This is a genomic window from Ketobacter sp. (assembly GCF_003671495.1).
Taxonomy (GTDB): Bacteria; Pseudomonadota; Gammaproteobacteria; order Pseudomonadales; family Ketobacteraceae; genus Ketobacter.
Window position 1 is genome coordinate 127,347 of sequence record NZ_RCHN01000046.1, and the last position, 25,617, is coordinate 152,963.

The 25,617-nt window shown below is 60.1% G+C and carries 24 protein-coding genes; 20 read left to right on the top strand and 4 right to left on the bottom strand.

Features of this window, described 5'->3' with window-relative positions; all coding sequences use genetic code 11:
* Positions 1–12: 12 nt before the first annotated feature.
* A complete protein-coding gene (locus D9N14_RS21925) occupies positions 13–1,404 on the bottom strand; it encodes a PLP-dependent aminotransferase family protein (protein WP_290583872.1) in 1,392 nt (463 codons plus the stop codon).
* A gap of 374 nt (positions 1,405–1,778) precedes the next feature.
* Between D9N14_RS21925 and D9N14_RS21930 the strand changes: the two genes are divergently transcribed.
* The 7 genes from D9N14_RS21930 to D9N14_RS21960 are packed head-to-tail and all read left to right on the top strand — an operon-like array spanning position 1,779 to position 7,587.
* A complete protein-coding gene (locus tag D9N14_RS21930) occupies positions 1,779–2,261 on the top strand; it encodes an MSMEG_0572/Sll0783 family nitrogen starvation response protein (RefSeq protein WP_290583874.1) in 483 nt (160 codons plus the stop codon).
* Between the two features lie 9 nt (positions 2,262–2,270).
* On the top strand, positions 2,271–3,317 hold the full coding sequence (locus tag D9N14_RS21935; protein WP_290583876.1) for a Nit6803 family nitrilase: 1,047 nt from the start codon (positions 2,271–2,273) through the stop codon (positions 3,315–3,317).
* Complete coding sequence (locus D9N14_RS21940) at positions 3,304–4,425, top strand: MSMEG_0568 family radical SAM protein (RefSeq protein ID WP_290583878.1); 1,122 nt, start codon at positions 3,304–3,306, stop codon at positions 4,423–4,425. Before D9N14_RS21935 ends, D9N14_RS21940 begins: the two co-directional genes overlap by 14 nt.
* Positions 4,412–5,023, top strand: coding sequence for an MSMEG_0567/Sll0786 family nitrogen starvation N-acetyltransferase (locus D9N14_RS21945; protein ID WP_290583880.1), 612 nt, complete (start codon positions 4,412–4,414; stop codon positions 5,021–5,023). The genes D9N14_RS21940 and D9N14_RS21945 overlap by 14 nt, the downstream gene beginning before the upstream one ends.
* Positions 5,016–6,014: a sll0787 family AIR synthase-like protein gene (locus D9N14_RS21950; protein ID WP_290583882.1), complete on the top strand. Its 999-nt coding sequence runs from the start codon at positions 5,016–5,018 to the stop codon at positions 6,012–6,014. The genes D9N14_RS21945 and D9N14_RS21950 overlap by 8 nt, the downstream gene beginning before the upstream one ends.
* Positions 6,015–6,027: 13 nt before the next feature.
* Entirely contained in the window at positions 6,028–6,309 is a 282-nt protein-coding gene (locus D9N14_RS21955; RefSeq protein ID WP_290583884.1) for an MSMEG_0570 family nitrogen starvation response protein, read from the top strand.
* A 12-nt stretch (positions 6,310–6,321) separates the two neighbouring features.
* Positions 6,322–7,587 carry an MSMEG_0569 family flavin-dependent oxidoreductase gene (locus D9N14_RS21960; protein ID WP_290583886.1) on the top strand — a complete coding sequence of 422 codons (1,266 nt, stop codon included), beginning with the start codon at positions 6,322–6,324 and terminating at the stop codon, positions 7,585–7,587.
* 34 nt (positions 7,588–7,621) lie between these two features.
* Here D9N14_RS21960 and rsgA read toward each other — a convergent pair whose 3' ends face one another.
* Positions 7,622–8,632 (bottom strand): small ribosomal subunit biogenesis GTPase RsgA, encoded by a 1,011-nt coding sequence (gene rsgA / locus D9N14_RS21965; RefSeq protein ID WP_290583888.1) that lies wholly within the window; start codon positions 8,630–8,632, stop codon positions 7,622–7,624.
* Positions 8,633–8,721: 89 nt separating this feature from the next.
* Between rsgA and orn the strand changes: the two genes are divergently transcribed.
* Entirely contained in the window at positions 8,722–9,270 is a 549-nt protein-coding gene (gene orn / locus D9N14_RS21970) for an oligoribonuclease (protein WP_290583890.1), read from the top strand.
* Positions 9,271–9,289: 19 nt separating this feature from the next.
* Here the strand turns inward: orn and queG are convergent, their stop codons facing one another.
* Complete coding sequence (gene queG, locus D9N14_RS21975; protein WP_411267969.1) at positions 9,290–10,408, bottom strand: tRNA epoxyqueuosine(34) reductase QueG; 1,119 nt, start codon at positions 10,406–10,408, stop codon at positions 9,290–9,292.
* 39 nt (positions 10,409–10,447) lie between these two features.
* On the opposite strand from queG, the gene D9N14_RS21980 reads away from it, so the two are divergent.
* The 12 genes from D9N14_RS21980 to D9N14_RS22035 all read left to right on the top strand — a co-directional run bounded on the left by D9N14_RS21980 (position 10,448) and on the right by D9N14_RS22035 (position 24,680).
* Positions 10,448–12,025 (top strand): NAD(P)H-hydrate dehydratase, encoded by a 1,578-nt coding sequence (locus D9N14_RS21980; RefSeq protein WP_290583894.1) that lies wholly within the window; start codon positions 10,448–10,450, stop codon positions 12,023–12,025.
* A gap of 14 nt (positions 12,026–12,039) precedes the next feature.
* Entirely contained in the window at positions 12,040–12,501 is a 462-nt protein-coding gene (tsaE, locus tag D9N14_RS21985) for a tRNA (adenosine(37)-N6)-threonylcarbamoyltransferase complex ATPase subunit type 1 TsaE (RefSeq protein ID WP_290583896.1), read from the top strand.
* A gap of 88 nt (positions 12,502–12,589) precedes the next feature.
* On the top strand, positions 12,590–13,990 hold the full coding sequence (locus tag D9N14_RS21990) for an N-acetylmuramoyl-L-alanine amidase (RefSeq protein ID WP_290583898.1): 1,401 nt from the start codon (positions 12,590–12,592) through the stop codon (positions 13,988–13,990).
* Between the two features lie 113 nt (positions 13,991–14,103).
* On the top strand, positions 14,104–15,966 hold the full coding sequence (gene mutL, locus D9N14_RS21995; protein ID WP_290583900.1) for a DNA mismatch repair endonuclease MutL: 1,863 nt from the start codon (positions 14,104–14,106) through the stop codon (positions 15,964–15,966).
* Between the two features lie 47 nt (positions 15,967–16,013).
* Positions 16,014–16,955 (top strand): tRNA (adenosine(37)-N6)-dimethylallyltransferase MiaA, encoded by a 942-nt coding sequence (miaA, locus tag D9N14_RS22000; RefSeq protein ID WP_317622662.1) that lies wholly within the window; start codon positions 16,014–16,016, stop codon positions 16,953–16,955.
* Positions 16,956–17,036: 81 nt separating this feature from the next.
* Positions 17,037–17,300 carry an RNA chaperone Hfq gene (gene hfq, locus D9N14_RS22005; protein WP_290583904.1) on the top strand — a complete coding sequence of 88 codons (264 nt, stop codon included), beginning with the start codon at positions 17,037–17,039 and terminating at the stop codon, positions 17,298–17,300.
* 93 nt (positions 17,301–17,393) lie between these two features.
* On the top strand, positions 17,394–18,707 hold the full coding sequence (hflX, locus tag D9N14_RS22010) for a ribosome rescue GTPase HflX (RefSeq protein WP_290583906.1): 1,314 nt from the start codon (positions 17,394–17,396) through the stop codon (positions 18,705–18,707).
* An 81-nt stretch (positions 18,708–18,788) separates the two neighbouring features.
* Positions 18,789–19,934 (top strand): FtsH protease activity modulator HflK, encoded by a 1,146-nt coding sequence (gene hflK / locus D9N14_RS22015; RefSeq protein WP_290583908.1) that lies wholly within the window; start codon positions 18,789–18,791, stop codon positions 19,932–19,934.
* Positions 19,934–20,800, top strand: a complete 867-nt coding sequence (gene hflC / locus D9N14_RS22020) for a protease modulator HflC (RefSeq protein ID WP_290583910.1) — start codon at positions 19,934–19,936, stop codon at positions 20,798–20,800. The genes hflK and hflC overlap by 1 nt, the downstream gene beginning before the upstream one ends.
* 181 nt (positions 20,801–20,981) lie before the next feature.
* Entirely contained in the window at positions 20,982–22,166 is a 1,185-nt protein-coding gene (locus tag D9N14_RS22025; protein ID WP_290583912.1) for an ATP phosphoribosyltransferase regulatory subunit, read from the top strand.
* A 24-nt stretch (positions 22,167–22,190) separates the two neighbouring features.
* Entirely contained in the window at positions 22,191–23,492 is a 1,302-nt protein-coding gene (locus D9N14_RS22030) for an adenylosuccinate synthase (RefSeq protein WP_290583914.1), read from the top strand.
* Positions 23,493–23,672: 180 nt separating this feature from the next.
* Positions 23,673–24,680, top strand: coding sequence for an oxygenase MpaB family protein (locus D9N14_RS22035; RefSeq protein WP_290583916.1), 1,008 nt, complete (start codon positions 23,673–23,675; stop codon positions 24,678–24,680).
* Between the two features lie 107 nt (positions 24,681–24,787).
* Here the strand turns inward: D9N14_RS22035 and D9N14_RS22040 are convergent, their stop codons facing one another.
* Positions 24,788–25,615, bottom strand: coding sequence for a sulfite exporter TauE/SafE family protein (locus D9N14_RS22040; RefSeq protein ID WP_290583918.1), 828 nt, complete (start codon positions 25,613–25,615; stop codon positions 24,788–24,790).
* Between the last annotated feature and the right edge of the window lie 2 nt (positions 25,616–25,617).

The window sequence follows — 25,617 nt, forward strand, 5'->3', positions numbered from 1 at the left end:
GTTCAGGCGTTGCTAGATCAACGCAAAATTGCTGTTTTCCTGCAGCACATCCTGCAACAGGTTAAGACGTTGCCCCAATTCCCCAAAACCCACCGGCCCCCCCAGGCACATGCGAATGGCGTCGGGAGGATTATTGTCGGTGCAAAAGGCGGCACTGGACACGGCGCTGATCCCGTGGTTGCGCAGGAACACCGCCACATCAGAGGGATTCACGCTCAGGTGCCTTGGCAACGGCAGCCACAGATGAAAACCATCCGCATGAGCAATCGGGTGCAGGTGACCCAGCTGCTGCCGGGCCAGCTGTTGGCGGCGGCGGGACAACTGCCGTTGGTGCTGGCGCACTTTGTCCAGGGTGCCGTTCTGAATCCAGCGGGTAGCCAGACTGGTGGTGATGGGGCTGGCCATCACCGAGAGCGCTCGCAAGGCGCCGGCTATCCGTTGCGTCTGCACCGGGCTGGGGGCCACCAGATAAGCGCTGCGGCAGCCGGCGCCAAAACATTTGGAGAGTCCATTGATGTAGTAAGTGAGCTCCGGTGCCAGGTTGGCGATGGCGGGCACTGGCGTGGCGGGTACCAGACCATAGGCATCGTCCTCGATGATGGGCAGATTGTAGCGCAGGGCCAGGTCGGCGATGGCTTCCCGCCGGCGTTGTCCCATGGTGTGGGTGGTGGGGTTTTGCAGCGTGGGGTTAAGGTACAGGGCGGAGATCTGCTCGGCTTTGCACAGGGCTTCAATGGCTTTCACCAGGGGGCCATCCTGATCACAGGGTGTGGCCACCAGCGCCACCCCCAATTGTGCGGCGATGGCCTTCAACCCGGGGTACACCAGATGGCCCACGCAGAGCGTGCCTTTGCGCCCGCACAGCAGCGACAGCAGTGCCACCAGTGTGCTGTGGATGCCGGGGCACACCAGAATACGATCGGTGTGCAGTGGCTGCACCAGTTCCCGCAACAGCCAGACACCGGCTTCCTTGTCCTGATTGGTGCCGCCGAAATCCTGATAGCGCAAAAGATGGTTGAGCTGCGCAGTCTGGGTCACCTGCAGGATATCCTCGCGCACCAGCTGTTGCAGTGCGTGATCCTCCAACTCCGGTGGCATGTTCATGGTCATTTCCACATTGCTGCCATTGCGGGGTGGCAGCGAGGTGGTGCGTCCTTTGACGTAGGAACCGGAGCCGGGATGGGAATCAATCAGGCCGCGATTGGCCGCTTCTTTATAGGCCCGGGTCACCGTGGTGTAGTTCAGTGACAGCAGCGCGGCCAGATCCCGCAGTGGCGGCAACCGATCCCGGGCCTGCAGAAAGCCTTTTTCAATATCCGCTTCGATTAAATCTGCAATCAGGACATAGGCGGGTTTCTTTTCCCCGGCGTGCAGTGCCTGTTGCCAGTGACGATATTTTTCCATGGTTCACGGCCGTCATTTCAATAGCTCGGTAGCCGATTGATTGCAGATATCGTTCCAATCAAATCCGAGGCCAGCGCAACCCTTTGATTGCATGTAAAAGCAATCAATTGTCGTTCGTTTGGTGCAACGTTACGAAGCATGCTGCCTGCAGGTGTGTGCCGCTTTAGTGCGTCAGCACAATCAATTTATTCCATGGTAAACGTGCGGAATAAAATTTTTACTTGCGTGCGGGTTTTGTCATCAGCCGTTGATTGGATCTTGATTGCATGGGTGCCGTACTTGAGTGGCACAGGGGTTGCTCTTATCCGGTGGTACCAACACGCATTTTCAATGGCTACCCACACTGATAACACGTTGATAAGAGGAACTGCACTATGCCAACCGTCGAAACGCCCATGCATAAAGATGGTGATTTCTTTGTTGACTATGAGGAGAAAGTATTTGAAGACGTCCAGGCGGAACCGGGCCAGAAAGCCCTGGTAACTTTCCACACGGTGGCCTTCGAAGGTTCCATCGGGTTCGTCAATATGCTGCAGGCCACCCGGTTGCAGCGCAAGGGATTTGAAACATCCATTCTGCTGTATGGGCCGGGGGTCACCCTGGGGGTGCAGCGGGGTTTTCCCACTCTGGGGGATGAAGCCTTCCCCGGCCATCAGAACTTCAATAACCAGCTGAAAAAATTCATGTCGGAAGGGGGCAAGGTGTATGCCTGCCGTTTCGCCTTACAAGCTTTGTACGGGCACGGAGAACCTTCGCTGATCGAAGGCATTCGTCCGATTAATCCGCTGGATGTACTGGATCTGAAATTACTGCATGTGCGCGACAACGCGGTGATTGTGGATACCTGGACCGTATAGGGGTTGCCCATGACTCAGTCCCGCGTGATACGAGCCGCTGCAGCGCAATTGGCGCCTGATCTGGAGAACGGTGACGGCACCCTGCGCAAGGTGTTGGATTGGATGGATGAGGCTGCCGGGAAAGGGGTGGAACTGTTGGTGTTTCCGGAAACCTTCCTGCCCTATTACCCTTACTTCTCCTTTGTGTATCCGCCGGTGAAATGCGGGGCTGAACATCTGCGTTTGTATGACAACGCAGTCACGGTTCCCGGCCCGGTGTGTGAGGCGTTGGCCGAACGTGCTGCGGCGCTGGGGATGGTGGTGGTGGTGGGCGTCAATGAGCGGGACCATGGCTCACTCTACAACACGCAGCTGGTGTTCGACGGGGATGGAACCCTGTCCCTCAAACGGCGCAAGATCACGCCCACCTACCATGAGCGCATGATCTGGGGCCAGGGCGACGCTTCCGGCTTGAAAGTGGTGCCCACCCGGGTGGGGCGTGTCGGCGCGCTCGCCTGCTGGGAACATTACAATCCGCTGGCCCGCTATGCCCTCATGACCCAGCACGAGGAAATTCACTGCAGCCAGTTTCCGGGGTCGTTGGTGGGGCCCATATTCGGCGATCAGATCGAGGCCACCATTCGCCATCATGCTCTGGAATCCGGGTGTTTTGTGGTGAACGCCACCGGCTGGCTTACGGAGGCCCAGATTGCGTCCATCACCGACGACGAATCCCTGCATAAGGCCCTGCGCCACGGCTGCAACACCGCCATTATTTCGCCGGAAGGGGTGCACCTGGCTGACCCCATTACCGAAGGGGAAGGATTGGTGATCGCGGATCTGGACATGCGCCTGATCACCAAACGCAAGCGCATGATGGATTCCGTGGGCCATTACTCCCGACCGGAACTGTTGTCGCTGTTAATCAATGATGAGCCGGGCCGACACTGCTTGCCGCAGAGCCAATACCAGAGCCATACACAAACTCAGAATCAGACCCAGAATCAGTCTCATAATCAGACCGAGAAACCAGGCCACAGCCCCACAGCGGAGGACGCAGCCTATGACCGCCTCTAAGCAGCAATTGCTTACGGATCTGCAAACCCATGGTGTCCAGGTGCTGGACCCGGCCACGTTGCCGCTCACCCGAAAAGGCGGTGCTGGCCCCAGTGATCATCAGGCGATGGTAGTGGATGGGCAAACCATCATGGTACCGGTGCATACCCACAGTGCGCGTCAGTCGCCGTTCAGTGTGCAGGCGCAGAGCGGTGGGCGATCGCGTCTTTTGAGCAAAGGCATACCGGTTGCGGACATCAGTTTTGCGCAACGCCCGCGTTTTTATGAACACTCCACTGCAGACGGAATTCCCTATTCTCATATCGCGACCCTGCACAGCCGCGATGTGTTGGCCACCACCGTGTTGCAGAATTGCATCCGCTACGATCAGCCGGACAGTGCCTGCCAGTTTTGTTCCATCGGGCAGTCTCTGGCCAGTGGCAAAACCATTGCCCATAAAACGCCGCAACAACTGGCGGAAGTGGCCGCGGCCGCCGTGGCGCTCGACGGTGTCAAACACATGGTGATGACCACCGGCACGCCGGCCACCCATGATCGTGGTGCCCGTGTACTCTGTGACAGTGTGCGGGCCGTTAAAGCTGCAGTGGATTTGCCGATCCAGGTGCAATGTGAACCGCCCAAGGATCTGATCTGGTTGCAGCGGTTGCGTGAAGCCGGCGCCGATGCGCTGGGATTGCATCTGGAAGTGGTGCATCCGGATGTGCGCCGCCGCATCATGCCCAGTAAAGCCAATATCCCGGTGTCTGAGTACATGGCAGCGTTTGCCTATGCCGTACCCCTGTTTGGCCGCGGCCAGGTAAGCACCTACATCCTGGCGGGCTTGGGTGATACGGCCGCGGATATTCTCGCACTGTGTGATGAACTGATCGGCTTGGGCGTGTATCCGTTTGTGGTGCCCTTCGTGCCCATCGCCGGTACGCAACTGGAACATCATCCGGCGCCGGACGCCGACTTTATGCATTCCATTCTGCAACCCTTGGGTGAAAAGCTGCGGCATTCGGATTTGACCTCCGAAAAAGTCAGCGCCGGTTGCGCCCGATGCGGTGCCTGCTCTTCACTGAAAAGTTTTGAACGCGCAGGCCAGGGTGAGCAGCATGACTCTGTTTGAAGCCCGCTATTCCGATTTCACCATTAAATGGGCCACTCTTGAGTGGGAAAAAAACCAGGCCCTGGCGTTGCGGCGGCAGGTGTTCTGCACCGAGCAGGGTTTGTTTGAACAACACGACCTGGACGCGTTGGATGCCGATCCGCATACCCGTTGTCTGGTGGCCATTGCCAATCATGGTGGTTGGCCCGACAAAGTGGTGGGCACCGTGCGCATTCACCCTGCCGAGCCCACGGTCTGGTGGGGTTCGCGCCTGGCGGTGGACACGGGCACGCGGGGTCGCTCCGGCATCGGCGCAGCCCTGATCCGGCTGGCGGTGGGCAGTGCCCGCGGTCTGGGTTGCCAACGGTTTCTGGCCCAGGTGCAAAAGCAGAATGAAGTACTCTTTCAACGGTTGAACTGGAACAGTCAATATGAATTGCCGGTGCGCAATCGTCCCCATGTGATGATGGAGGCAGAGCTGTCCCGGTATCCCATTGTGCATCAGCCGGAGAGTGGCTTCGTGGTGAAGGGCAGCGTGGCCACCGTGCCCCAGGACATGGCGCCCTGCCTGCTGCACACCCTGGCCGCCACGGATTCCCAACGGCAAGCCCATGTCTGATCTGAACCTGGAAAGTCTGTTGCGGACGGTTCGTGACGGCAGCGGCCTGTTGCACAAACGGGATATCCAGCGGGTGCAGCGGCAGTTGCTGGAATCTCCCGCGCTGGATTATCCCAACGGGGACGATGCGGCGGTGATTCCCAATGGTGAACACTTCGATCTGTTGGCCGGTGAAGGTTTCATGGATCAGTTCGTGGCGGCGGACCCGTGGTTTGCCGGTTGGTGCGGCGTGCTGGTGAACGTCAGTGATATTGCCGCCATGGGCGGGCGTCCGGTGGCGGTGGTCAATGCCCTCTGGGGGGGCGCCGATCCGCAAACCGAGCGCTTGTTGCAGGGGATGTGTGCGGCCTCGCGCGCCTATGGTGTGCCCATCGTGGGCGGCCATACCAACCTGCAGTGTGCGGAGTTGCGGCTGTCCGTATCCATTCTGGGGCGGGCGCAACGGGTGCTCAGCAGTTTCAGCGCCCGCCCCGGCCAGCATCTGGTGATGGCGGTGGACTTGCGCGGGCAATACCAGCCCCCCTTCAACAATTGGAATGCCTCTACCCGGGCGCCGGCTGAACGCCTGCGCCAGGACATCGAGCTGTTACCGCAGATTGCCGAATCGCAACTGGCCACGGCCGCCAAAGACATCAGCCAGGCCGGCCTGCTGGGCACCTGCGTCATGTTGCTGGAAAGTTCCAACGTGGGCGCGCACATTCAGTTGGAGCAGGTGCCGAAACCCGAGGCGGTCAGTTGGCCGCAATGGCTGCAGACCTTCCCTAGTTTTGGTTTTCTGCTGACTTGTGATGACGCGCACCTGGGCACGCTGCTGTCGCTGTTCACGCAACGTTCCATTCACGCTGCGGCCATTGGCCGTATCAATGATTCCGGTCTGTGCACGGTTTCCTGGCATCAGCAGAGCGACCTGTTCTGGGATCTGCGTGCAACGCCGCTGACCGGTATGCGAGGCAATGACATGAGAAGCCCCGATGTAACCAGAGGTGATTAAAGAGGACAACATCATGCCTGAAACCTATTTTCGCGTGCGCTGGCCCGACGGCAAAGAGCAAAGCTGCTATTCGCCGTCCAGTATTGTGGCGGACTACTTCCGGCCGGAGACGGACTATTCACTCACCGACTTTATTCGCATCAGTGAGTCCGCCCTGGGCGAAGCCAGTGAACGGGTCAAACAGAAGTTTGGCTACTACTGTTCCAGTGCGGCCGACCAACTGCAACAGATCCGTCAGACCGCGGCGCGCTTCGAGGCGTCGGATCGCGTCACCGTTTTGCACATCCATCAGTAAACTGGAGCGAACATGCAACATTATTCCGTGATCATTGTTGGCGGCGGTCAGGCTGGGCTTGCCATCAGTCACTATTGTCAGAAATACGGGCTTTCCCATTTGGTGTTGGAAAAAGGGCGGATCATGAACGCCTGGAAAGACAAGCGCTGGGACAGCTTCACCCTGGTTACGCCGAACTGGCAGTGTCTGCTGCCGGAGCATCCCTATGACGGTGATGATCCCCACGGTTTTATGAACCGGGAACAGATCATCGCCTATCTGGATCGTTTTGCAGAAAAAGTGGCGGCGCCGGTGCTGGAGCATACCGAGGTGCTCAAGGTCAGCCACGATGGCAGCCGCTACCAGGTGCATACCTCCAACGGGGATTTTGTGGCGGATCAGGTGGTGGTGGCCGCCGGCAGCTATCAGCAGCCCATCATCCCGCGTCTGGCGGAGCGCCTGCCAGCGGACATCCAGCAAATGCATTCCGAGCAGTACAAGAATCCCGGCCAGCTGCAGTCGGGCGCGGTGCTGGTGGTGGGCTCCGGTCAATCCGGGGCACAGATTGCGGAAGACCTGCACCTGGCCGGCAAACAGGTTCACCTGGCCGTGGGCGAGGCACCCCGTTGTGCCCGCTTTTATCGGGGTCGGGATGTGGTGGATTGGCTTACGGACATGAAGTATTACGAGATGCCGGTGCATGAACATCCCTTAAAAGAAGGGGTGCGGGACAACACCAATCACTATGTCACCGGGCGCGACGGCGGGCGTGATATTGATTTGCGGCGGTTCGCCCTGGAGGGCATGGAGCTGTACGGCAAGCTGCGGGATGGGGATGCCCGGCAATTGCAGTTTACGCCGACTCTCAAAGCCGCGCTCGACAGTGCCGATGCCACCTACAACAGCATCAATGAACGCATTGACCAGTACATCGAAAAACACCGGATCGAGGCGCCGCCGGGGCAACGTTACCAGCCGCTGTGGCAGCCGCCGACCGAGCGTGAATCCCTGGATTTAGCGACGGCGGGCATTACCGATGTGATCTGGTGTATCGGTTTCCGGCCGGATTATCACTGGCTGGAGGTGCCGGTCTTCGACGGCAAAGGTTATCCCACCCATGTCCGCGGTGTGACGGCGTTTCCCGGTCTCTATTTTATCGGCTTGCCCTGGCTTTATACCTGGGGGTCGGGGCGCTTTTCCGGCGTGGATCAGGATGCCTGCCATGTGGTGGAGCACATCTGTGCCCGGGCCCGCAGCAGTCATTGGAAGCAAGCCAGTGGTCTCTATCAACTGGGTTGAAGCGGAACCCCGAGTCGAACTGAAACGAACGCCGTCAGGCTTCCAGTAACGCCTGGCGAATGGCGAAGTAGTTGTCGAAGCGTTGGGGGTGGACGTCGCCCCGCGCCACGGCAGCCTGCAGGGCACAGCCGGGTTCCTGCTGGTGTTTGCAGTCGCGGAACTTGCACTCAAAACGCCAGGGCGCAAAATCGTGGAAGCCGTCGATCACACTGTCCGGTTCCAGGTGCCACAGACCGAATTCCCGAATCCCCGGCGAATCGATCAGATCCCCCCCGCTGGGAAAATGAAACAGCCGCGCATTGGTGGTGGTGTGGCGGCCCAGTTTGGAATTTTCCGACAACTCCCCCACCTTGGCGTTCACCCCCGGTAGCAAGCCGTTCACCAGGGAGGATTTACCCACTCCGGACTGGCCCACAAACACCGAAGTGTGCTGATCCAGTTGCTGTTTCAGTTCCTCCAGTCCATGCAGGGTTTTGGCCGAACACTCCCACACTTCATAACCGATGTCCCGATAGATGGTCAGCAGTTGGTCCAGCATCACCTCGTTCATGTCGGTGATCAGATCGGTTTTGTTGAGCAGGATCTTGATGTTGAGTTGCTGCAGTTCCGCCGCCACCAGATAGCGGTCGATCAGGACGCTGGAAGGCGCCGGTTCCGGAGTAATCACCAGCACCATAAAGTCGATGTTGGCGGCCACCGGTTTCAGGTTACCGCGGGGGTCCGGGCGCGACAGCAGAGAGCTGCGGGGCAGCACGGTTTCAATCACCCCATAACCGGACTTACCCTGGCGCATCACCACCCGGTCCCCGGCCACAATGGCGCCGACGTTGGCGCGAAAGTGGCACTGTGTCGTGTGCTCCGGGTTCGACCCCGGTTCCACTTCCACCAAGGTGCCGAAGTGGCTGACCACCAGACCTTCCTCTTCGTCCCCCAACTCGTCGGAGTCGCCCACCGTGCCGGCTTTTTTGGCCATGCGGGCGGCTTTTTCGTCCTGAATTTTCTGGATGCGCCAGGACTGGCGGCGGGTGAGTTTGCGTTTGCTCATGAAGGCCTTTACGGTCAAAATCCGGTTCTTGCGCTATTCTACGTTATTAACCCGTGTGCCAGAAGGCAGAATCGACCCAAGGACTTTGCATGACTACCGACCGAAAGAACAATCTGATCTGGCTGGATCTGGAGATGACCGGGCTGGATCCGGACGCCGATGTGATTATTGAGATCGCCACCATCGTCACCGATGCGGAACTCAATATTCTGGCGGAAGGCCCGGTGTTCGCGGTGCATCAAACGGATGCCACTCTGGCGCGTATGGATGAGTGGTGTACCAATCAGCACGGCAAATCCGGACTGACCGACCGGGTGCGACAGAGCACGGTGAATGAGGCTGCAGCGGAGCAGGCCACCATGGATTTCCTGAGTCAGTGGGTGGATGCGGGCGCGTCCCCCATGTGCGGCAACAGCATCTGCCAGGACCGCCGCTTTCTGTATCGTTACATGCCCAAACTGGAAGCCTTCTTCCACTATCGAAACCTGGATGTAAGCACCCTCAAGGAACTGGCCCGACGTTGGAATCCCGATGCCATGCAGGGTTTCAAAAAATCCGCCACCCACCTGGCCTTGGACGACATACGCGAATCCATCGCGGAGTTGAAACATTACCGGCAGACTTTTATTCGCACTTGATGAATGCGCGTCTGAACCTTCATCCCTGATCATTCGGGTCTGGCGCTGCACTTTCGGGCACCTGCCCATGGCGGGCCAGCGCCCAGTGCACATGCTCCCGCACCAATTCCGAGGGGTGTTGGGCCCGGCTCCACAGCGCCTTGATCACCGCCTCTGAGCTGGGGGCATTGCCCAACCCCACCGCCAGATTGCGCAACCAGCGTGGGTAGCCGATCCGGCGAATGGCGGAGCCTTCGGTTTTTTGCAGATAGGTGGCCTCATCCCACAGAAACAACTCCACCAGGGAGCGATCCTGCAGCTGATGCCGGGGCAGGAAATCCGCTTCCTGGGTGTAGCGGGCAAACCGGTTCCAGGGGCACACCAGCTGGCAGTCGTCGCAACCGAACACCCGGTTGCCCATGGGTGCCCGCAACGGTTCCGGAATGGGGCCGTGCAGCTCGATGGTGAGATAGGAGATGCATTTGCGGGCATCCAGCTGATAGGGTGCCACAATGGCCTGGGTGGGGCACACCTCCATACAGGCGTTGCAGGTGCCGCAGTGACCCCGCACCGGCGGGTCCACCGGCAGCGGAATGTCCACGAAAATCTCCCCCAGAAAGAACCAGGACCCGGCGCTACGGTCCAGTAACAGGGTGTGCTTGCCAATCCAGCCCAGGCCGGACTTTTCCGCCAGGGCTTTCTCCAGCACCGGAGCACTGTCCACAAAGGCCCGGTAGCCGAATGGGCCGATCTGTTCTTCGATCTGCCTCCCCAGTTGGGTCAGGCGCTTGCGGATCAGTTTGTGATAGTCGCGGCCCAGGGTGTAGCGGGAGATAAACGCCTTGGAGGCGTCCTGCAGCACGTCCACAATGGCGGTGTCCGGCGGCAGGTAATCCATGCGCGCGGTGATCACCCGCACCGTGCCCGGTTGCAGTTCTGCCGGGCGGCTGCGCTTGTGACCGTGGCGGGCCATGTAGTCCATTTCACCCTGAAAGCCGGCCGCCAGCCAGCGTTGCAGGTGGGCTTCATGTTCCCCCAGGTGCACGTCGGCGATGGCAATCTGTTGGAAGCCCAACGCCTGCCCCCAGTCTTTAATCTGCTGTGCTAGAGCCTGCAAGTCCAATGGTGAAATCCGCGTCATAAGCAATCCGGGTCGCATATGGTATAAGAGAGCTCGATAAAGACAAGGAGCGCCCCCATGACCAGCGACAGCAGCAAGCAGTATACCAGCGAATTACCCTCGGCCCTGTACCGTGCGGCTCAGGTGCGCGAGCTGGACCGGATCGCCATTGAGGAGCACGGCATACCCGGGTTCGACCTGATGAGCCGGGCCGGGCAGGCAGCCTTTGACCTGTTGCGGGATCGCTGGCCCCAGGCCCGGCGCCTGTGTGTCTTCTGCGGCGTGGGCAACAACGGTGGCGACGGTTACGTGATTGCCGCCCTGGCGGAGCAGGCTGGCTTCGAGGCCCATGTGGTGCAGGTGGGCGCCAGCGACCGGATTCAGGGCGATGCCCTTACCGCCTGGCAACGGGCGGAAGCGGAGGGGGCCTCCTTCGAAACCTTTAACCCGCAAGGGGGTGATGATGCCGGCACTGCAGGGGGTTATCACGCCGATGTGATGGTGGACGCCCTGCTGGGCACCGGTCTGAACGGGGACGTGAGGGGGGACTATCAGGCCGCCATCGACGCCATCAACCGCAGTGGCTGCCCGGTACTGGCGGTGGACATTCCATCCGGCCTCTGTGCCGATACCGGCCGGGTGTTGGGGTGCGCGGTCGTGGCCGATTGCAGCATCAGCTTTATCGGCCTCAAGCAGGGTCTGCTTAGCGGGCAGGCGCCGGATTTTGTGGGGGAATTGTATTTTGCCTCGCTGGACGTGCCGGCCCAGGTGCAGAGTGCGTTGTCGCCCTCGTCGGCCCTGATCGGTGCCGCGCAAATTCGCCGTTGGCTGCCGCCCCGTTCCCGCCTTTCCCACAAAGGTAACCATGGCCATGTGCTGGTGATCGGCGGGGACCTGGGTATGGGTGGCGCGGCTGTCATGGCCGCCGAGGCCGCCGCGCGGGCCGGTGCCGGTCTGATTTCGGTCGTGACCCGCCCGGAACACATCAGCGCGATACTGGGGCGGCGCCCGGAGTGCATGGTGCTGGGGGCGGGAGCGGATAGCCCGGATATCCGGTCGTCACTGGAAAAGGCGGACGTGTTGGTGGTGGGGCCGGGCATCGGCCAGCACGCCTGGGGGCAGTCGTTGCTGAAGCAGGCCCTGGCCACCGACCTGCCCATGGTGCTGGATGCGGACGGGCTCAACCTGTTGGCAGGCTGGCAGCAGGATTCGCAGCTGGCCCGGCGTGGCAATTGGGTGCTGACCCCACACCCCGGTGAAGCCGCCCGACTGTTGGGCATCAGTACAGAAGAGGTGGCCCGGGACCGTTTTGCCACGGTACAGCGCCTGCAGCAGCAATTCGGCGGGGCGGTGGTACTGAAAGGCGCCGGCAGTCTGGTGGCGGCCGCACCGGGGGCAGAATCGGGCGAAGAGAACACCGCGCTCTGGGTGTGCCGCTCCGGCAATCCCGGTATGGCCACCGGCGGCATGGGGGATGTGTTGAGCGGCGTCATCGGCGGACTGCTGGCGCAGGGGCTGAGCCTGGAGCAGGCTGCCGCTGCCGGTGTCCAGATCCACGCCGCCGCTGGGGACCGGGCGGTGGAGCAGGCCGGTCAGCGGGGCTTGCTGGCCACAGACCTTATGCCCTATATTCGCCGCCTGGTAAATCCTCGATAGCGAACAGGTGGTCCATGCAATCACGTTTTCCCCTCCCGGATGAATCCCACACCCTGCAACTGGGACAGCAACTGGCGGCTGCGCTGGCCGGCGGCGGTGTGCTCTATTTACAGGGGGATCTGGGGGCCGGCAAAACCACCCTCAGTCGCGGCATCATCCAGGCCCTGGGGCATTCAGGCGCGGTTAAGAGTCCTACCTATACCCTGGTTGAACCCTATGAGTTGGGCGACCTGCGCCTGTTCCACTTCGACCTGTATCGGCTTGCCGACCCCGAGGAGCTGGAGTTTATCGGTATCCGGGATTACTTCGATCCGGGCACGGTGTGTCTGATCGAGTGGCCGGATCGCGGTGCTGACCGGATACCCCCGCCGGACCTGATTCTGACCCTGGAGAAGGTGGGGCGAGGGCGCTCGGCGACTCTGTCGGCCTGCTCTGAGAGTGGCCAAACAATGTTAGGGGCATTAACGAATATTTGACCAAACGGCAAAAAAAGCCTAAAAAGTCAGATGGGGAAAGTGGTTTGTGTTCATGAGGTTAGGAAAGGCTTTGAAAAAGTCAGTGAAGATGCAGTTACAAACAAGCTGGATTGGGGCCACTCTGGCCCGCCTGAGCCTGTTGCTGGCGGCCCTCATTGTTGCGCCGTTGCTGCCGGCGGCGGAACAAATCAGCAGTGTCCGGGTGTGGAATGCCCCCGATAACACCCGGGTGGTGTTCGATCTCACCGGCCCGGTCACCCACCAATTGTTCACCCTGAATGCACCGGATCGGGTGGTGATCGATATTCCCAACGCAGAAAAAACACGGGCCCTGGATCTGGTGGATTTCAAAGGCGGTCCGCTGGTGAATGTGCGCAGTGCGGCCCAGGCCAACGGTGATTTGCGGGTGGTGCTGGATCTGGATCGTCGTCTCAACCCCAAAAGTTTTTTGTTGAAACCCAGCGACCAGTACGGTCACCGCCTGGTGATTGACCTGGAACAGGTGGGCGCCAAAGCGGGCACCGCGGCCAGGCCCCAGGCGCCGGCGGCCGCGCCGGTCAGCCAGCCGAAATCCTACAGCACTGCAAAATCCTACAGTACCATGGGCAGTGGCCGCGATATTGTGGTGGCCATTGATGCCGGCCACGGCGGAGAAGACCCAGGCGCCATCGGCCCCAGCGGCACCCGGGAGAAAGACATCGTGCTGCAGATTTCCCGCCGTATCTACAATGTGTTGAAGGTGGAGCAAGGTATCAAGCCGGTGCTCATCCGCACCGGCGATTACTTCGTGCCCCTGGCCACCCGGCGCGAGATGGCCCGCCGCAAGTACAACGCCGACCTCTTCGTGTCCGTCCATGCAGACGCCTTTGACAATCATCGTGCCCGGGGGGCCTCTGTGTTTGCGCTCTCCCGACGGGGCGCCACCAGTACCCTGGCACGGGTGCTGGCGGAAAAAGAGAACCAGTCCGATGCCATTGGCGGCGTGCAGATCAATAACGCCGATGAAATGGTGACCTCAGTGATTTACGACCTGGCTATGGAAGGCAGCATGGAACACAGCATTAAAGTGGGGTCCATGGTGTTGCGGGAAATGGGCGGCGTCACCCACCTGCACAAGAAGCAGCTGGAACAGGCGGGTTTTGCCGTGCTGAAATCCCCGGACATTCCCTCCATCCTGGTGGAAACCGGATTCATCTCCAATCCCACAGAAGAGCGTAACCTCAAATCCCAGGATCACCAGGTGAAGCTGTCCCGGGCGATTGGCCGCGGCATCATTGCCTACTTTGACCAGCATCCTCCGCCGGGCACCTACTTTGCCGCCCGCAAACAACAGCGGGATGCTCAGCAGCATCGCATCGCCCGGGGTGAAACCCTGTCGGAGATAGCCCAGCGCTACCGGGTGGATCTGGCGGCGCTGATGCAGTACAACCAGCTCACCACCACCGACCTGATCCGCGAAGGCCAGGTGCTGCGCATTCCCCACTCCTGAGCCGATATGCCACCTGTCCGCCCTGGCCGAATCCGCTCCCGGCCTCGGCGGGTCCTGCAAAGTACGTTATCATAGTGCCCCATTCGTGACAGGATCAGAGGTAAGGTTTTCCGTTGGCTAAAATCAATCGTCTCTCAACCCGGCTCTCCAACCAGATCGCCGCCGGCGAAGTGGTGGAACGCCCCGCCTCGGTGGTGAAGGAACTGCTGGAAAACAGCCTGGATGCCGGCTCCCGGCGCCTGGACGTGGAGGTGGAGCAAGGCGGTGTCAAGCTGATCCGGGTGCGGGATAACGGCAGCGGCGTGGAGAAAGAGGACCTGCCGCTCACCATCGCCCGCCATGCCACCAGCAAAATCCACGACCTGGATGACCTGGAAGGGGTGGCCACCCTGGGGTTTCGGGGAGAGGCTCTGGCCAGTATCAGTTCCGTCTCCCGCTTGAGTCTGACTTCCAGCCCCGATGACAGTGGGGCCGGCTGGTCGGTGCAGGCGGAAGGCCGCGATATGGAGGCGGTGATTCTGCCGGCGGCCCATCCACAGGGCACCACGGTGGAAGTGCGGGACCTGTTTTTCAACACGCCGGCCCGCCGTAAGTTTCTGCGTACCGAAAAAACCGAATTCAGTCATCTGGAAGAAGTTCTCAAGCGACTCGCCCTCAGTCACTTTGAGGTGGGTTTCAGTTTGCGGCACAACCAGCGTTCTGTGCATGCCCTCAAGCCGGCCACCACCGAAGCGGAGCAGGATCGCCGGGTGGCCAGTCTGTGCGGCCCCAGTTTTATCGAGAATGCGGTGCGGGTGGACACGGAGCTGGGCGCCATGCGCTTGTGGGGATGGCTGGGCCTGCCCACGTTTTCCCGCAGCCAGGCCGACCTGCAGTATTTCTTCGTCAATGGCCGCAGCGTGCGGGACAAAGTGGTCAATCACGCGGTGCGTCAGGCCTACCAGGATGTGATGTACCACGGTCGCCATGCCGCGTTTGTGCTGTATCTGGAGCTGGACCCCAAAGGGGTGGACGTGAACGTACACCCCACCAAGCACGAAGTCCGCTTTCGCGAGAGTCGCCAGGTGCATGACTTCTTATTCCGTACCCTGCACCGGGCCATCGCAGAGCTGACTCCGGGGGACCGGCCGCAGCCAACAGACGCCAGTGGTTACCATTCCATTACCCGGCCGGGTTTGGCAGCGGCGCCGTCGGCACCACTGACCGGAGTTCAGGCAGGGGAATTCCGCGAACAGGGCCGCCTGCATCTGCACAACGCCGACCTCCGTGGCTCCGGGGTGTCGCCGCGCCCGTCCATGGTGGCGGAAACCATGCAGGCGTATGCCGGTTTCCACCCATCTGCAAGCCCACCAGCGAATCCAGCGACGCTGCCGGAGGAGAATCCGGAGCAGGCGCCACCCTTGGGGTATGCCGTGGCCCAACTGCACGGGATCTACATTCTGGCGCAGAATCAGCAAGGGCTGGTGGTGGTGGACATGCATGCGGCCCACGAACGCATCACCTACGAACGCTTGAAGACCAGCTGGCAGGAGGAGAAAGTCCGTTCCCAACCCTTGCTGGTGCCGCTCAGTATGGCGGTCAGCAGCCGGGAGGCGGATTTCGCCGAGGAACACAAAACCGCCCTGGAAAAACTGGGCTTTGTGATTCAGCGCATGGGGCCGGAGACGCTGTTGGTGCGGGAAATTCCGATTCTGCTGCGGCATGCTGATGTGGAAACCCTGGTGCGTGACCTGCTCTCCGATATCATCACCCATGGCAGCTCCGACCGGATTGAGCACTCCATCAACGAGTTGCTGGCCACCATGGCCTGTCATGGCTCGGTCCGCGCCAACCGCAAACTGACCCTGCCTGAAATGAACGCCCTGTTGCGGGATATGGAGATCACTGAACGCAGCGGGCAGTGCAATCACGGTCGCCCCACCTGGACCCAGATGTCCCTGGCGGATCTGGACAAACTGTTCCTGCGGGGGCGTTGACCGTGTCCGCGCAACAGCCAGAGGAAAAACCCTGGTGCATCTTCCTGATGGGGCCAACTGCATCCGGCAAAACTGCCTTGGCGGTGGAGCTGGTGCAGCGTTACCCCATGGACATCATCAGTGTCGACTCCGCGTTGATCTACAAGGGCATGGACATCGGCTCCGCCAAGCCAGACCCTGAAACGTTGCGGCGGGCACCCCATCGCCTGATCGACTTTCTGGACCCGGCAGAGAGCTACTCCGCGGCAGACTTTCGTACCGATGCCCTGCGGGAGATGGCAGAGATCAGTGCCCGGGGTCGAATCCCGCTGCTGGTGGGCGGCACCATGCTGTATTTCAAGGTGTTGCTGGAAGGCATCGCGGAATTGCCCCCGGCGGATACGGCCGTGCGGCAACAGCTGCTGGCACAAGCGGCGCAACAGGGCTGGCCCGCCCTGCATGCTGAGTTGGCCCGGGTGGACCCGGCGGCGGCAGCGCGTCTGAATCCCAATGACGCCCAGCGCCTGCAGCGCGCCCTGGAAGTGTTTCGCAGCACCGGGGTTCCCCTCAGCGAGTGGCACCGACGGCAACAAGCCGGGGGGGGTGGCGGTTGGGGTGGCATGGCGGCGGCGTTTCCTTACAGGCCGATTAATCTGGCGGTGTGTCCGGCGGACAGGAAAGTGCTGCACCAGCGCATTGCTGAACGCTTTCATCAGATGTTAAACGAAGGCTTCTATGATGAGGTGAAGTCGCTCTATGAACGGGGCGACCTGAGCCCCGATATGCCGTCCATGCGGGCGGTAGGGTATCGTCAGGCCTGGGATTGTCTGGACGGCAAATTGAGCTACGCTGAAATGGTGGAGCGCGGGATCATCGCCACCCGGCAGCTCGCAAAGCGCCAGATAACATGGCTGCGCAGCTGGAAGGATCTGCATTGGTTGGATAGTCTTGATCCAAATTTATTGGAAAAGGTCTTGAAAATTTTGCCTGCGGACGACATGCTATCTTAGCCGACGATCTCTCGTTAAGACGAAATCGTGTTTTATTTTTGATCTTTTAGCCCGAGTTTGGGCCCATACAAGGAGACATTTATGTCTAAAGGGCACTCTTTACAAGACCCTTTTCTGAACGCACTGCGCAAGGAACGAATCCCAGTATCTATCTTTTTGGTCAACGGCATTAAGCTGCAGGGCCAGATTGAATCTTTCGACCAATACGTGGTTTTGTTGCGAAATACCGTCAACCAGATGGTATACAAGCATGCCATTTCCACAGTTGTTCCTGCCCGTAACCCACGCGCCCATGGCGGTGGAGAGCGAGCTGGCAATGAGAACGCCGGAAACGCAGATCACTGACATTAGACCGTCAGCCTGTACATCCAGTGGCCCGGTGGTGGCACCGTGGACAGGGGTGATTGTGCCTGCTGAAAGCGATAAAGTTCATCATTGATGGAATCACTCTTTGACCGTCCCCAAAGTGGTGAACGGGCGATACTTGTGCACATTGAATTTCCCCAGGAAGTCGATTGTGAGGACCTGCAGGAATTCGAAATGTTGGTGGATTCCGCCGGCGCCCGGCGTTTGGGGGTGCTGCGCGGTTCCCGCCCGGCCCCCAATTCCCGTTTGTTCATCGGCAAAGGCAAGGTAGAAGAGCTGGCAGGACTGGTCTCGGAGTTCGAGGCGGACCTGGTCATTTTCAATCACAGCCTGAGCCCCTCCCAGGAGCGCAACCTGGAACGGGAACTGAAATGCCGTGTTCTGGATCGCACCGGACTGATTCTGGATATTTTCGCCCAACGGGCCCGCACCCACGAAGGTAAACTGCAGGTGGAGCTGGCCCAGCTGGAGCATCTTTCAACCCGCCTGATCCGTGGCTGGACCCACCTTGAACGCCAGAAGGGCGGGATTGGTTTGCGGGGCCCCGGCGAAACCCAGCTGGAAACCGACCGCCGACTATTGCGGGCGCGGGTCAAGTACATTCAACAACGCCTGCAGAAGGTCCGCCGCCAGCGGGACCAGGGGCGGCGCGCCCGTAAGCGGGCTGAAGTGCCCACCGTGTCCCTGGTGGGCTATACCAACGCGGGTAAATCCACTCTGTTCAATCATCTGACGGCCTCTGAGGTGTACGCAGCCGACCAGCTGTTTGCCACCCTGGACCCCACTCTGCGTCGTATCGAGGTGCCGGACCTGGGGCCGGTGATTCTGGCGGATACGGTCGGCTTTATCCGACACCTGCCCCATAAGCTGGTGGAGGCGTTCCGTGCCACCCTGGAGGAGAGCCGGGAATCGGATTTCCTGCTGCATGTGGTGGACGCCTGTTCCCCCGAGCGGGAAGACAATATCTTCCAGGTGAATGAAGTGCTGCATGAGATCGGCGCGGATCAAGTTCCGTTTCTCATGGTCTATAACAAAATCGACCTGATGGGGGAGGTGGCCCCGCGGGTGGATCGAAATGACGAGGGCGTACCGGTAGCGGTGTGGTTGTCCGCCCGGACCGGCGCCGGTCTGGAGTTGTTGCAGCAGGTATTGAATGAGCGCCTGGGCAGGCGCATGGTGGCTGGTGTGCTGCGGTTGGCGCCGCGGCTGTCCGCGGTGCGAGCCCACTGCTACGGTTTGAAGGCCGTGCAGGGTGAAAGCGCCGATGAGCAGGGCAATATCCTGCTGGAAATCCGGATGCCGGAGAAGGCCTGGGAGCAAATGATCAAGCGCTTTGACTTGGATCGTGGCACCCTGGCTGAAAACGGGACAGGGTTGCTAAATTGAGACCATTCGGAATAATAAGCCTGTTATAACGTTTTGAGATGCAATAACATTTCCCGAGCACTGAATAAGGCGGAGCAATATATGGCTTGGAACGAGCCCGGCGGCGGGCGAAATCAGGATCCATGGCGGGGCCGAGACGGTCGCGGCCAGCAGGATCTGGACGATGTGATCAAAAAGCTGCAGGACCGGTTTGGCGGTATGCTGGGCGGTGGCAAGGGCAATGACGGAGGCGGTTTCGGGCTGCTGTCGTTGATCCTTGGCGTGATTCTCGTGGTGTGGTTCGTAGCCGGACTGTATCGGGTGGAGCAGGCGGAAGAGGCACTGGTATTGCGCTTCGGCAAGTATCACGAAACTGTAAACGCCGGTTTGCACTGGAACCCCTGGGGCATCGACACCATCATGAAAGTGGACGTCAACCAGCGTGAAACCATGCCGGTGCGGGCCACCATGCTCACCGAAGACCAGAACATTGTCGACATCGACCTGCAGGTTCAGTACGTGGTCACCGATTCCCGGCACTATTTCCTGGAATCCAGCGCTCCCATCGACACCCTGCGCAACTCAGTGGAATCCGCCCTGCGTCATGTGGTGGGTGGCAGTGAGATGGACCGGGTGCTCACCGACGGCCGTGAAGCCATCGCCGTGGAGGTGCATCAGCGCCTGCAGGAATACCTGGATGCCTATAAAACCGGACTCACGGTGGACAAGCTCAACATTGAGGATGCCCATCCTCCGAAAGACGTAAAGGCAGCCTTCGATGACGTTATCAAGGCCCGGGAAGACGAAGAGCGGGTCAAGAACGAGGCGGAAGCCTACGCCAACCAGATCGTGCCGGAAGCCCGCGGTGAAGCCCAGCGTATGATTGAAGAGGCCAACGCCTACAAGGCTGAGGTGGTGGAGCGGGCCAAAGGTCAAGCCAACCGCTTTGATCGCCTGTACGCGGAGTATCGCCTGGCGCCGGAAGTTACCCGTCGCCGTATGTACATCGAAACCATGGAGAGCGTGTTGGGCAGAACCTCCAAGGTGATGGTGGACGTGGAAGGCGGAAACAATCTGATGTATCTGCCTTTGGATAAACTGATGCAACAGCGCAAGGTGATGGACCCGGTTGTGGTGGAGGCGAACACTTCCCAGCAAAGCAAAACCACCACCCAGAAAACCTCGGATGCTGTACGGGGGCTGGAACGCATTCGCCAGGCCCGTGAAAGCCGATGGGAGAGCCGCTGATGAATAACAAGAGTATGTCGGTTTTATTGTTGCTGGCGGTGCTGGCCCTGGCGGTGAGCAGTGCCATGTTCACCGTCAAGGAAAGCGAGCGCGGTGTGCTGCTGAAATTCGGTGAGGTGGTGAAGGAAGACCTGCAGCCGGGTCTGCAGTTCAAGATCCCCCTGGTACACGAACCGCGCCTGTTTGATGGTCGGGTACGGGTGCTGGAAATGCGCCAGGAAGAGTACCTGACCCAGGAGAAAAAGCGCCTGATCGTGGATTCGTTCGTGATGTGGCGTATCCAGAACGTCAAGCAGTTTTATATCGCCACCGGTGGCGGTCAGGAATCACGGGTGCGGCTGTTGCTGGGCCCCCGGGTGAACGAAGGTCTGCGTAACCAGTTTGGTGAGCGTACGGTCTATGAAGTGGTGGCCGGTGAACGGGAAGAGCTGGTGGTGGACCTGACGGACGCCATCGACAGCAAAGCCCAGGAGGCCCTCGGTATCGACGTGGTGGAAATCCGCGTCAAGCGCATCGAACTGCCTTCCAGTGCCAGCGCCTCGGTCTATGACCGGATGCGGGCCGAACGGGAGCGGGAAGCCCGCAGCCACCGGGCCCGTGGTAACGAGCTGGCAGAAGGTATTCGGGCCGCGGCCGACCGTGAGCGCACCGAGATTCTGGCCAGCGCTTATCGTCAGGCAGAAGAGCTGCGCGGTGAGGGGGATGCCCTGGCGGCTTCCATCTACGCCACGGCCTACAAGAAAGATCCTGATTTCTTTGCCTTTTACCGCAGTATGGATGCCTATCGGGACGTCTTCAGCAGCAAAGACGATCTGATTCTGGTGAAGCCGGACAGCGAGTTCTTCCAGTATCTGAAACAGCAATAGGCAAAAAGGGGCCGAAAGGTTTAACTCGGCCCTCCTATGCGTGTTATCATAAGGAAACCGGGGCCAACCCCCGGTTTTTTTGTGGGCTAAATCCGGCAGACGGATACAGTAGCCCGCCCGATACATCCGCGCCGTAAGATTTCCGCGCTATCACTATCCAGAGGAATACGACGAACCCACTATGGCCACAGCAGATCGATGGTTGCTCCCGGACGGGATTGATGAAATCCTGCCTCCTCAGGCGGCGAAACTGGAACAGTTGCGTCGGGATCTGTTGGATCTGTATAAAAGTTGGGGCTATGAGCAGGTGTTCCCGCCTCTGGTGGAATACATCGAATCCCTGTTGACCGGGGCCGGCAATGATCTGGCCCTGCAGACTTTCAAACTGACCGATCAGCTCACCGGCCGCCTGATGGGTGTGCGGGCCGATATGACCACACAGGTGGCCCGCATCGATGCCCATACCCTGCAACGGGAAGGGGTGACCCGCCTGTGTTACGCTGGTCATGTGCTCCATGCCAAACCGGAAAGCCTCACTGCCAGCCGTAGCCTGATCCAGATCGGGGCCGAGATATACGGCCATGGCGGGATCGCCAGTGATATTGAAGTGATCGGCCTCATGTTGGAGACCCTGCGTCGGGGTGGCTGCACCGAGGTGCACCTGGATCTGGGGCACGTGGCCATCTATCGCGCCCTGGCGGCGGAAGCCGGTCTCAGTGGTGACGCTGAGTGGCAATTGTTCGAAATTTACCAGCGTAAGGCGGTTCCCGAGCTGGAAGCCTTCCTGCAGCAGCGGGTGGCGGATGCCGATCTGCGCAGCATGTTGCGCGCCCTGGCCTCTCTGGCGGGGGATCGTGCTACCCTGGCTGCCGCCAAAACCAGCTTGGCCAAGGGGCCAGCTGCAGTACAGGCCGCCCTGGAGGATCTGGAGCAGATTGCCGATCAACTGGAAGCCAGCCATCCCCATGTCACCCTCTATTTCGACCTGGGGGAGTTGCGGGGGTATCATTATCATACTGGACCCGTCTTCAGCGCCTATGTGCCCGGACTGGGTCAGGCCATTGCCAATGGGGGGCGTTACGATCACATTGGTGAGGTGTTCGGCCGGGCTCGTGCGGCCACGGGTTTCAGTACGGACCTGGCGGCGTTGGTGCGGCGGGTGGCACCGGTGGCAGCCGCGTCCCGTATTTTTGCGCCTTATCCCCCGACAGCGGACCTGCTGGATGCCATCCAGCAACGGCGGGCGGCGGGTGAAATTGTGATTCAGGCGCTGGATGCAGCGCAAACACCGCAGTCCCTGGGGTGTCATCAGCAACTGACCCGTGGGCAATCCGGCTGGGTCACAGAAGTCGTTTCCGATTCTTAATCTGTTCGTGTAGAGACAATAGCAATGGGCAAAAGTGTCGTTATTCTGGGCACCCAGTGGGGTGACGAAGGCAAAGGTAAAATCGTTGATCTGTTAACGGACCGCGTGGCCTGTGTGGTGCGTTTTCAGGGCGGTCACAATGCCGGTCATACGCTGGTGATTGACGGCGTGAAAACGGCGTTGCACCTGATTCCCTCGGGCATTCTGCGGGACAATGTGAAATGCCTGATTGGTAATGGCGTGGTGTTGGCACCGGACGCCTTGCTGAAAGAGATGAGCATGCTGGAAGAACGCGGTGTGCCGGTGCGTGACCGGCTGCGGCTGAGCCCAGCCTGCCCGCTGATCCTGCCGTATCACGTGGCTCTGGACAAGGCCCGGGAAGTGGCCCGTGGCAAAGCCGCCATCGGTACCACTGGCCGTGGTATCGGCCCGGCCTACGAAGACAAGGTGGCCCGACGGGGCCTGCGTCTCGGGGATGTGTTCCATCGGGAGCGTTTTGCCTCCAAGCTGGGTGAAGTGCTGGATTACCATAACTTCACCCTGAAGCACTATTACAAGTCCGAAACACTGGACTTCCAGAAACTGCTGGATGAAACCCTGGAGATGGGTGAGCAGTTGAAGCCCATGGTGGCGGACGTCACCGAGATTCTGCACCAGCACCGGTTGGCCGGGGACAACATTCTGTTCGAAGGCGCCCAGGGCACGCTGCTGGACATCGACCACGGCACCTATCCGTTCGTGACCTCCTCCAATACCAGCGCCGGCGGCACCGCCACCGGTTCCGGGTTTGGCCCCCTGTACCTGGATTACGTGATGGGGATCACCAAGGCCTACACTACCCGCGTGGGTTCCGGCCCGTTCCCCACGGAATTGTTTGACGAGGTGGGTGACCACCTGCGTGAAAAGGGGCATGAATTTGGCACTACTACCGGCCGTACCCGCCGCTGTGGCTGGTTCGATGCGGTGGCCCTGCGCCGAGCCATGCAGATCAACTCGGTCACCGGTTTGTGCCTGACAAAGCTCGATGTGCTGGATGGCCTGGACACCATTCGCATTTGTGTGGGCTACCAGGATGCTGCTGGCAACAAGATTGACGCCTTCCCGGTGGATGCTGCGGATTACGATGGTATTCAGCCCATCTATGAGGAAATGCCCGGTTGGAAGGAATCCACATTCGGCGCCAAGAGTGTGGAAGAATTGCCGGCGGCGGCAGTGGCTTATGTGAAAAAACTCGAAGAAGCGGTGGGCGCTCCCATTGACATCATTTCCACCGGCCCGGATCGTAATGAAACCATGATTCTGCGGAATCCCTTCAACGGCCAGTAAGCATAAAGCCCCGCACCGCGGGGCTTTTTTTTGACGTAACAGGGCTCTATGGGTGAAAACCGCTGTACCAGGCGGGGGATCGTACCCCGCTGCGTTGGGACAATAATCATGATATGTATCAATGTGCCGGGGGCGCGGCAGGCATAGTATGGCTCTTGTATTTGCAGTAGGAGAGCATTCATGACCGCACAAAAACCCACAGAAATCCAAGAAAAACAGGAAGATAAGAAAGCGTCGCTGAAGCGTAAGGCGATTACCAAGGCGGATCTGCAGGCCCGCCTGGAAGAAATGAGTGAGAAAGTGCTGGACCCCACGGTGGGCCTGTATGGGCCGGGTTCCATGTCCTGGCGGGTGAATCGTCACACCTCCATCATGATGGGGGCAGGTTGCGCCAACCTGCTGCAACTGGCGCATCCCTGGGTGGCGCAGGCCATCGACCAGCATTCCCAAACCCAGACCGACCCCCTGGGACGTCTGCGACGCACGTTCCTGAACGTGCATACCATGGTGTTCGGCAGTCTGGATCAGGTGTTGGATTCCGCGATCAAGGTCCACAACATCCACGCCAAGATCACCGGCCAGGTGAGCGAGAGCGCCGGTCAGAGCAAGAAAGGCAGCGCCTATTTTGCCAACCAGATTGGTGCCATGTTGTGGGTTCATGCCACACTCTGGATCACCGGTCTGCGGGTGTATGAATTGTTTCATCAACCGTTCACAGCGGCGGAAAAAGAACAGTACTACCGTGAATCCAAGCTGTTCGCGTTTCTGTTCGGCATTCCGGAGTCCGCGATGCCGGAAACCTGGGTGGATTTCCTGCAGTATTATGAAGACGTGGTGAATTCCGATGAGCTGGCAGTGGGTGAAGTGGGACAACAGCTGGTGGAATATATCTTCTCAATGAAAGCCTATTTGAAGCCGTTCCTGGATCGCCACAAGGTACACACCGCGGTGCTGTTGCCGGAGCGCCTGCGACGGGATTTTGGCTTTCCCACCGTTACCCCTGCGTTGCAAAAACAATTCGATTTTGATGTGAAGCTGGCGCGCACGCTGTTCAATGTGGCGCCCGGTTCAGTGAAATATATGCCGCCGTATCTGGAAGCCTGTCGGCGCCTGGAAGGGGAGAAGGCCGGCCTGGTGACCCAGTTCACCAACCGCCTGCTCTACGGGCAACCGTTGCTGGTGTCCTGATTCCGTATTGAAGACTCTTGTGTTGTTGATACCAGGCGCGCTTGCGCCTGGTTTTTTTATGTCGCCCTGATTCCGGGGGAAGGTCCGGGTGGGGCGAAATGCGTTGCTCAGGCCAGGATGCCCCAGAACATGCCGCCGGCAATCAACAGCATCACACTGGCAAACCCCATCTGTAATTTTGGTCCGGCCAGGCGAGCGGCGGTTTGCCGTCCCAGCAGCATCCCGGCCAGTGCGCCGCCGACAAACGGGGTTGCGATCATCAGGTCCAGGGTCTGACCCTGGGCAATGGAAATCACCACGGTGCCGGCACTGGTGAGCGCAATGGCCATGAGTGAGGTGGCGACCGCTGAATGGAAACTGAGGTCGGTGACGGCCCGCAAAATGGGCACGATCACGAATCCGCCGCCGACCCCCAGCAGCCCGGACAGGAATCCGGTGACCAGACCTCCACTGGAGATGGCCAGGGCGCAGGGGCGGGTCCAGCTCAGGCGTCCGGTGTTGGGGTTCATCCGGCACACCGGTTCCGAGGGGTTTTCCGGCTCGGCTTTGAGGCCGGCCCTTACAATGCGGGATTCCTCCGGAGCGGACCGGGCCTGCCGGAGCATACGCAGGCTGACGTACACCAGCACCAGGGCAAAGGCTGCGCTGAGCCAGGGTAAGGGCAGGCTCTGGCCGGCCAGCAGACCCAGTGGAGCCGTCAGCAGTCCGGCGCAGGCCATAACCATGGCGGCACGGTAGCGCACGATGCCCTGAGGCCAGGCACTCAGGGTGCCGAGGATGGCTGCTGCACTCACGGCCAGCAGCGCAGTGGGAGCCGCCTGCGGCAGCGTCCAACCCAACCCCCAGATCAACAGCGGTACCGCGATCACCGAGCCTCCGGCGCCGGTCAGCCCCAGGATGAGGCCTACCAGCAATCCCAGAACGGCCGCCAGCATGG

Coding starts and splice junctions, on each gene's coding strand:
- D9N14_RS21925 (WP_290583872.1), bottom strand. CDS start 1,404: ATGGAAAAATATCGTCACTGGCAACAGGCACTGCACGCCGGGGAAAAG.
- D9N14_RS21930 (WP_290583874.1), top strand. CDS start 1,779: ATGCCAACCGTCGAAACGCCCATGCATAAAGATGGTGATTTCTTTGTT.
- D9N14_RS21935 (WP_290583876.1), top strand. CDS start 2,271: ATGACTCAGTCCCGCGTGATACGAGCCGCTGCAGCGCAATTGGCGCCT.
- D9N14_RS21940 (WP_290583878.1), top strand. CDS start 3,304: ATGACCGCCTCTAAGCAGCAATTGCTTACGGATCTGCAAACCCATGGT.
- D9N14_RS21945 (WP_290583880.1), top strand. CDS start 4,412: ATGACTCTGTTTGAAGCCCGCTATTCCGATTTCACCATTAAATGGGCC.
- D9N14_RS21950 (WP_290583882.1), top strand. CDS start 5,016: ATGTCTGATCTGAACCTGGAAAGTCTGTTGCGGACGGTTCGTGACGGC.
- D9N14_RS21955 (WP_290583884.1), top strand. CDS start 6,028: ATGCCTGAAACCTATTTTCGCGTGCGCTGGCCCGACGGCAAAGAGCAA.
- D9N14_RS21960 (WP_290583886.1), top strand. CDS start 6,322: ATGCAACATTATTCCGTGATCATTGTTGGCGGCGGTCAGGCTGGGCTT.
- rsgA (WP_290583888.1), bottom strand. CDS start 8,632: ATGAGCAAACGCAAACTCACCCGCCGCCAGTCCTGGCGCATCCAGAAA.
- orn (WP_290583890.1), top strand. CDS start 8,722: ATGACTACCGACCGAAAGAACAATCTGATCTGGCTGGATCTGGAGATG.
- queG (WP_411267969.1), bottom strand. CDS start 10,408: ATGCGACCCGGATTGCTTATGACGCGGATTTCACCATTGGACTTGCAG.
- D9N14_RS21980 (WP_290583894.1), top strand. CDS start 10,448: ATGACCAGCGACAGCAGCAAGCAGTATACCAGCGAATTACCCTCGGCC.
- tsaE (WP_290583896.1), top strand. CDS start 12,040: ATGCAATCACGTTTTCCCCTCCCGGATGAATCCCACACCCTGCAACTG.
- D9N14_RS21990 (WP_290583898.1), top strand. CDS start 12,590: ATGCAGTTACAAACAAGCTGGATTGGGGCCACTCTGGCCCGCCTGAGC.
- miaA (WP_317622662.1), top strand. CDS start 16,014: ATGGGGCCAACTGCATCCGGCAAAACTGCCTTGGCGGTGGAGCTGGTG.
- hfq (WP_290583904.1), top strand. CDS start 17,037: ATGTCTAAAGGGCACTCTTTACAAGACCCTTTTCTGAACGCACTGCGC.
- hflX (WP_290583906.1), top strand. CDS start 17,394: ATGGAATCACTCTTTGACCGTCCCCAAAGTGGTGAACGGGCGATACTT.
- hflK (WP_290583908.1), top strand. CDS start 18,789: ATGGCTTGGAACGAGCCCGGCGGCGGGCGAAATCAGGATCCATGGCGG.
- hflC (WP_290583910.1), top strand. CDS start 19,934: ATGAATAACAAGAGTATGTCGGTTTTATTGTTGCTGGCGGTGCTGGCC.
- D9N14_RS22025 (WP_290583912.1), top strand. CDS start 20,982: ATGGCCACAGCAGATCGATGGTTGCTCCCGGACGGGATTGATGAAATC.
- D9N14_RS22030 (WP_290583914.1), top strand. CDS start 22,191: ATGGGCAAAAGTGTCGTTATTCTGGGCACCCAGTGGGGTGACGAAGGC.
- D9N14_RS22035 (WP_290583916.1), top strand. CDS start 23,673: ATGACCGCACAAAAACCCACAGAAATCCAAGAAAAACAGGAAGATAAG.
- D9N14_RS22040 (WP_290583918.1), bottom strand. CDS start 25,615: ATGCTGGCGGCCGTTCTGGGATTGCTGGTAGGCCTCATCCTGGGGCTG.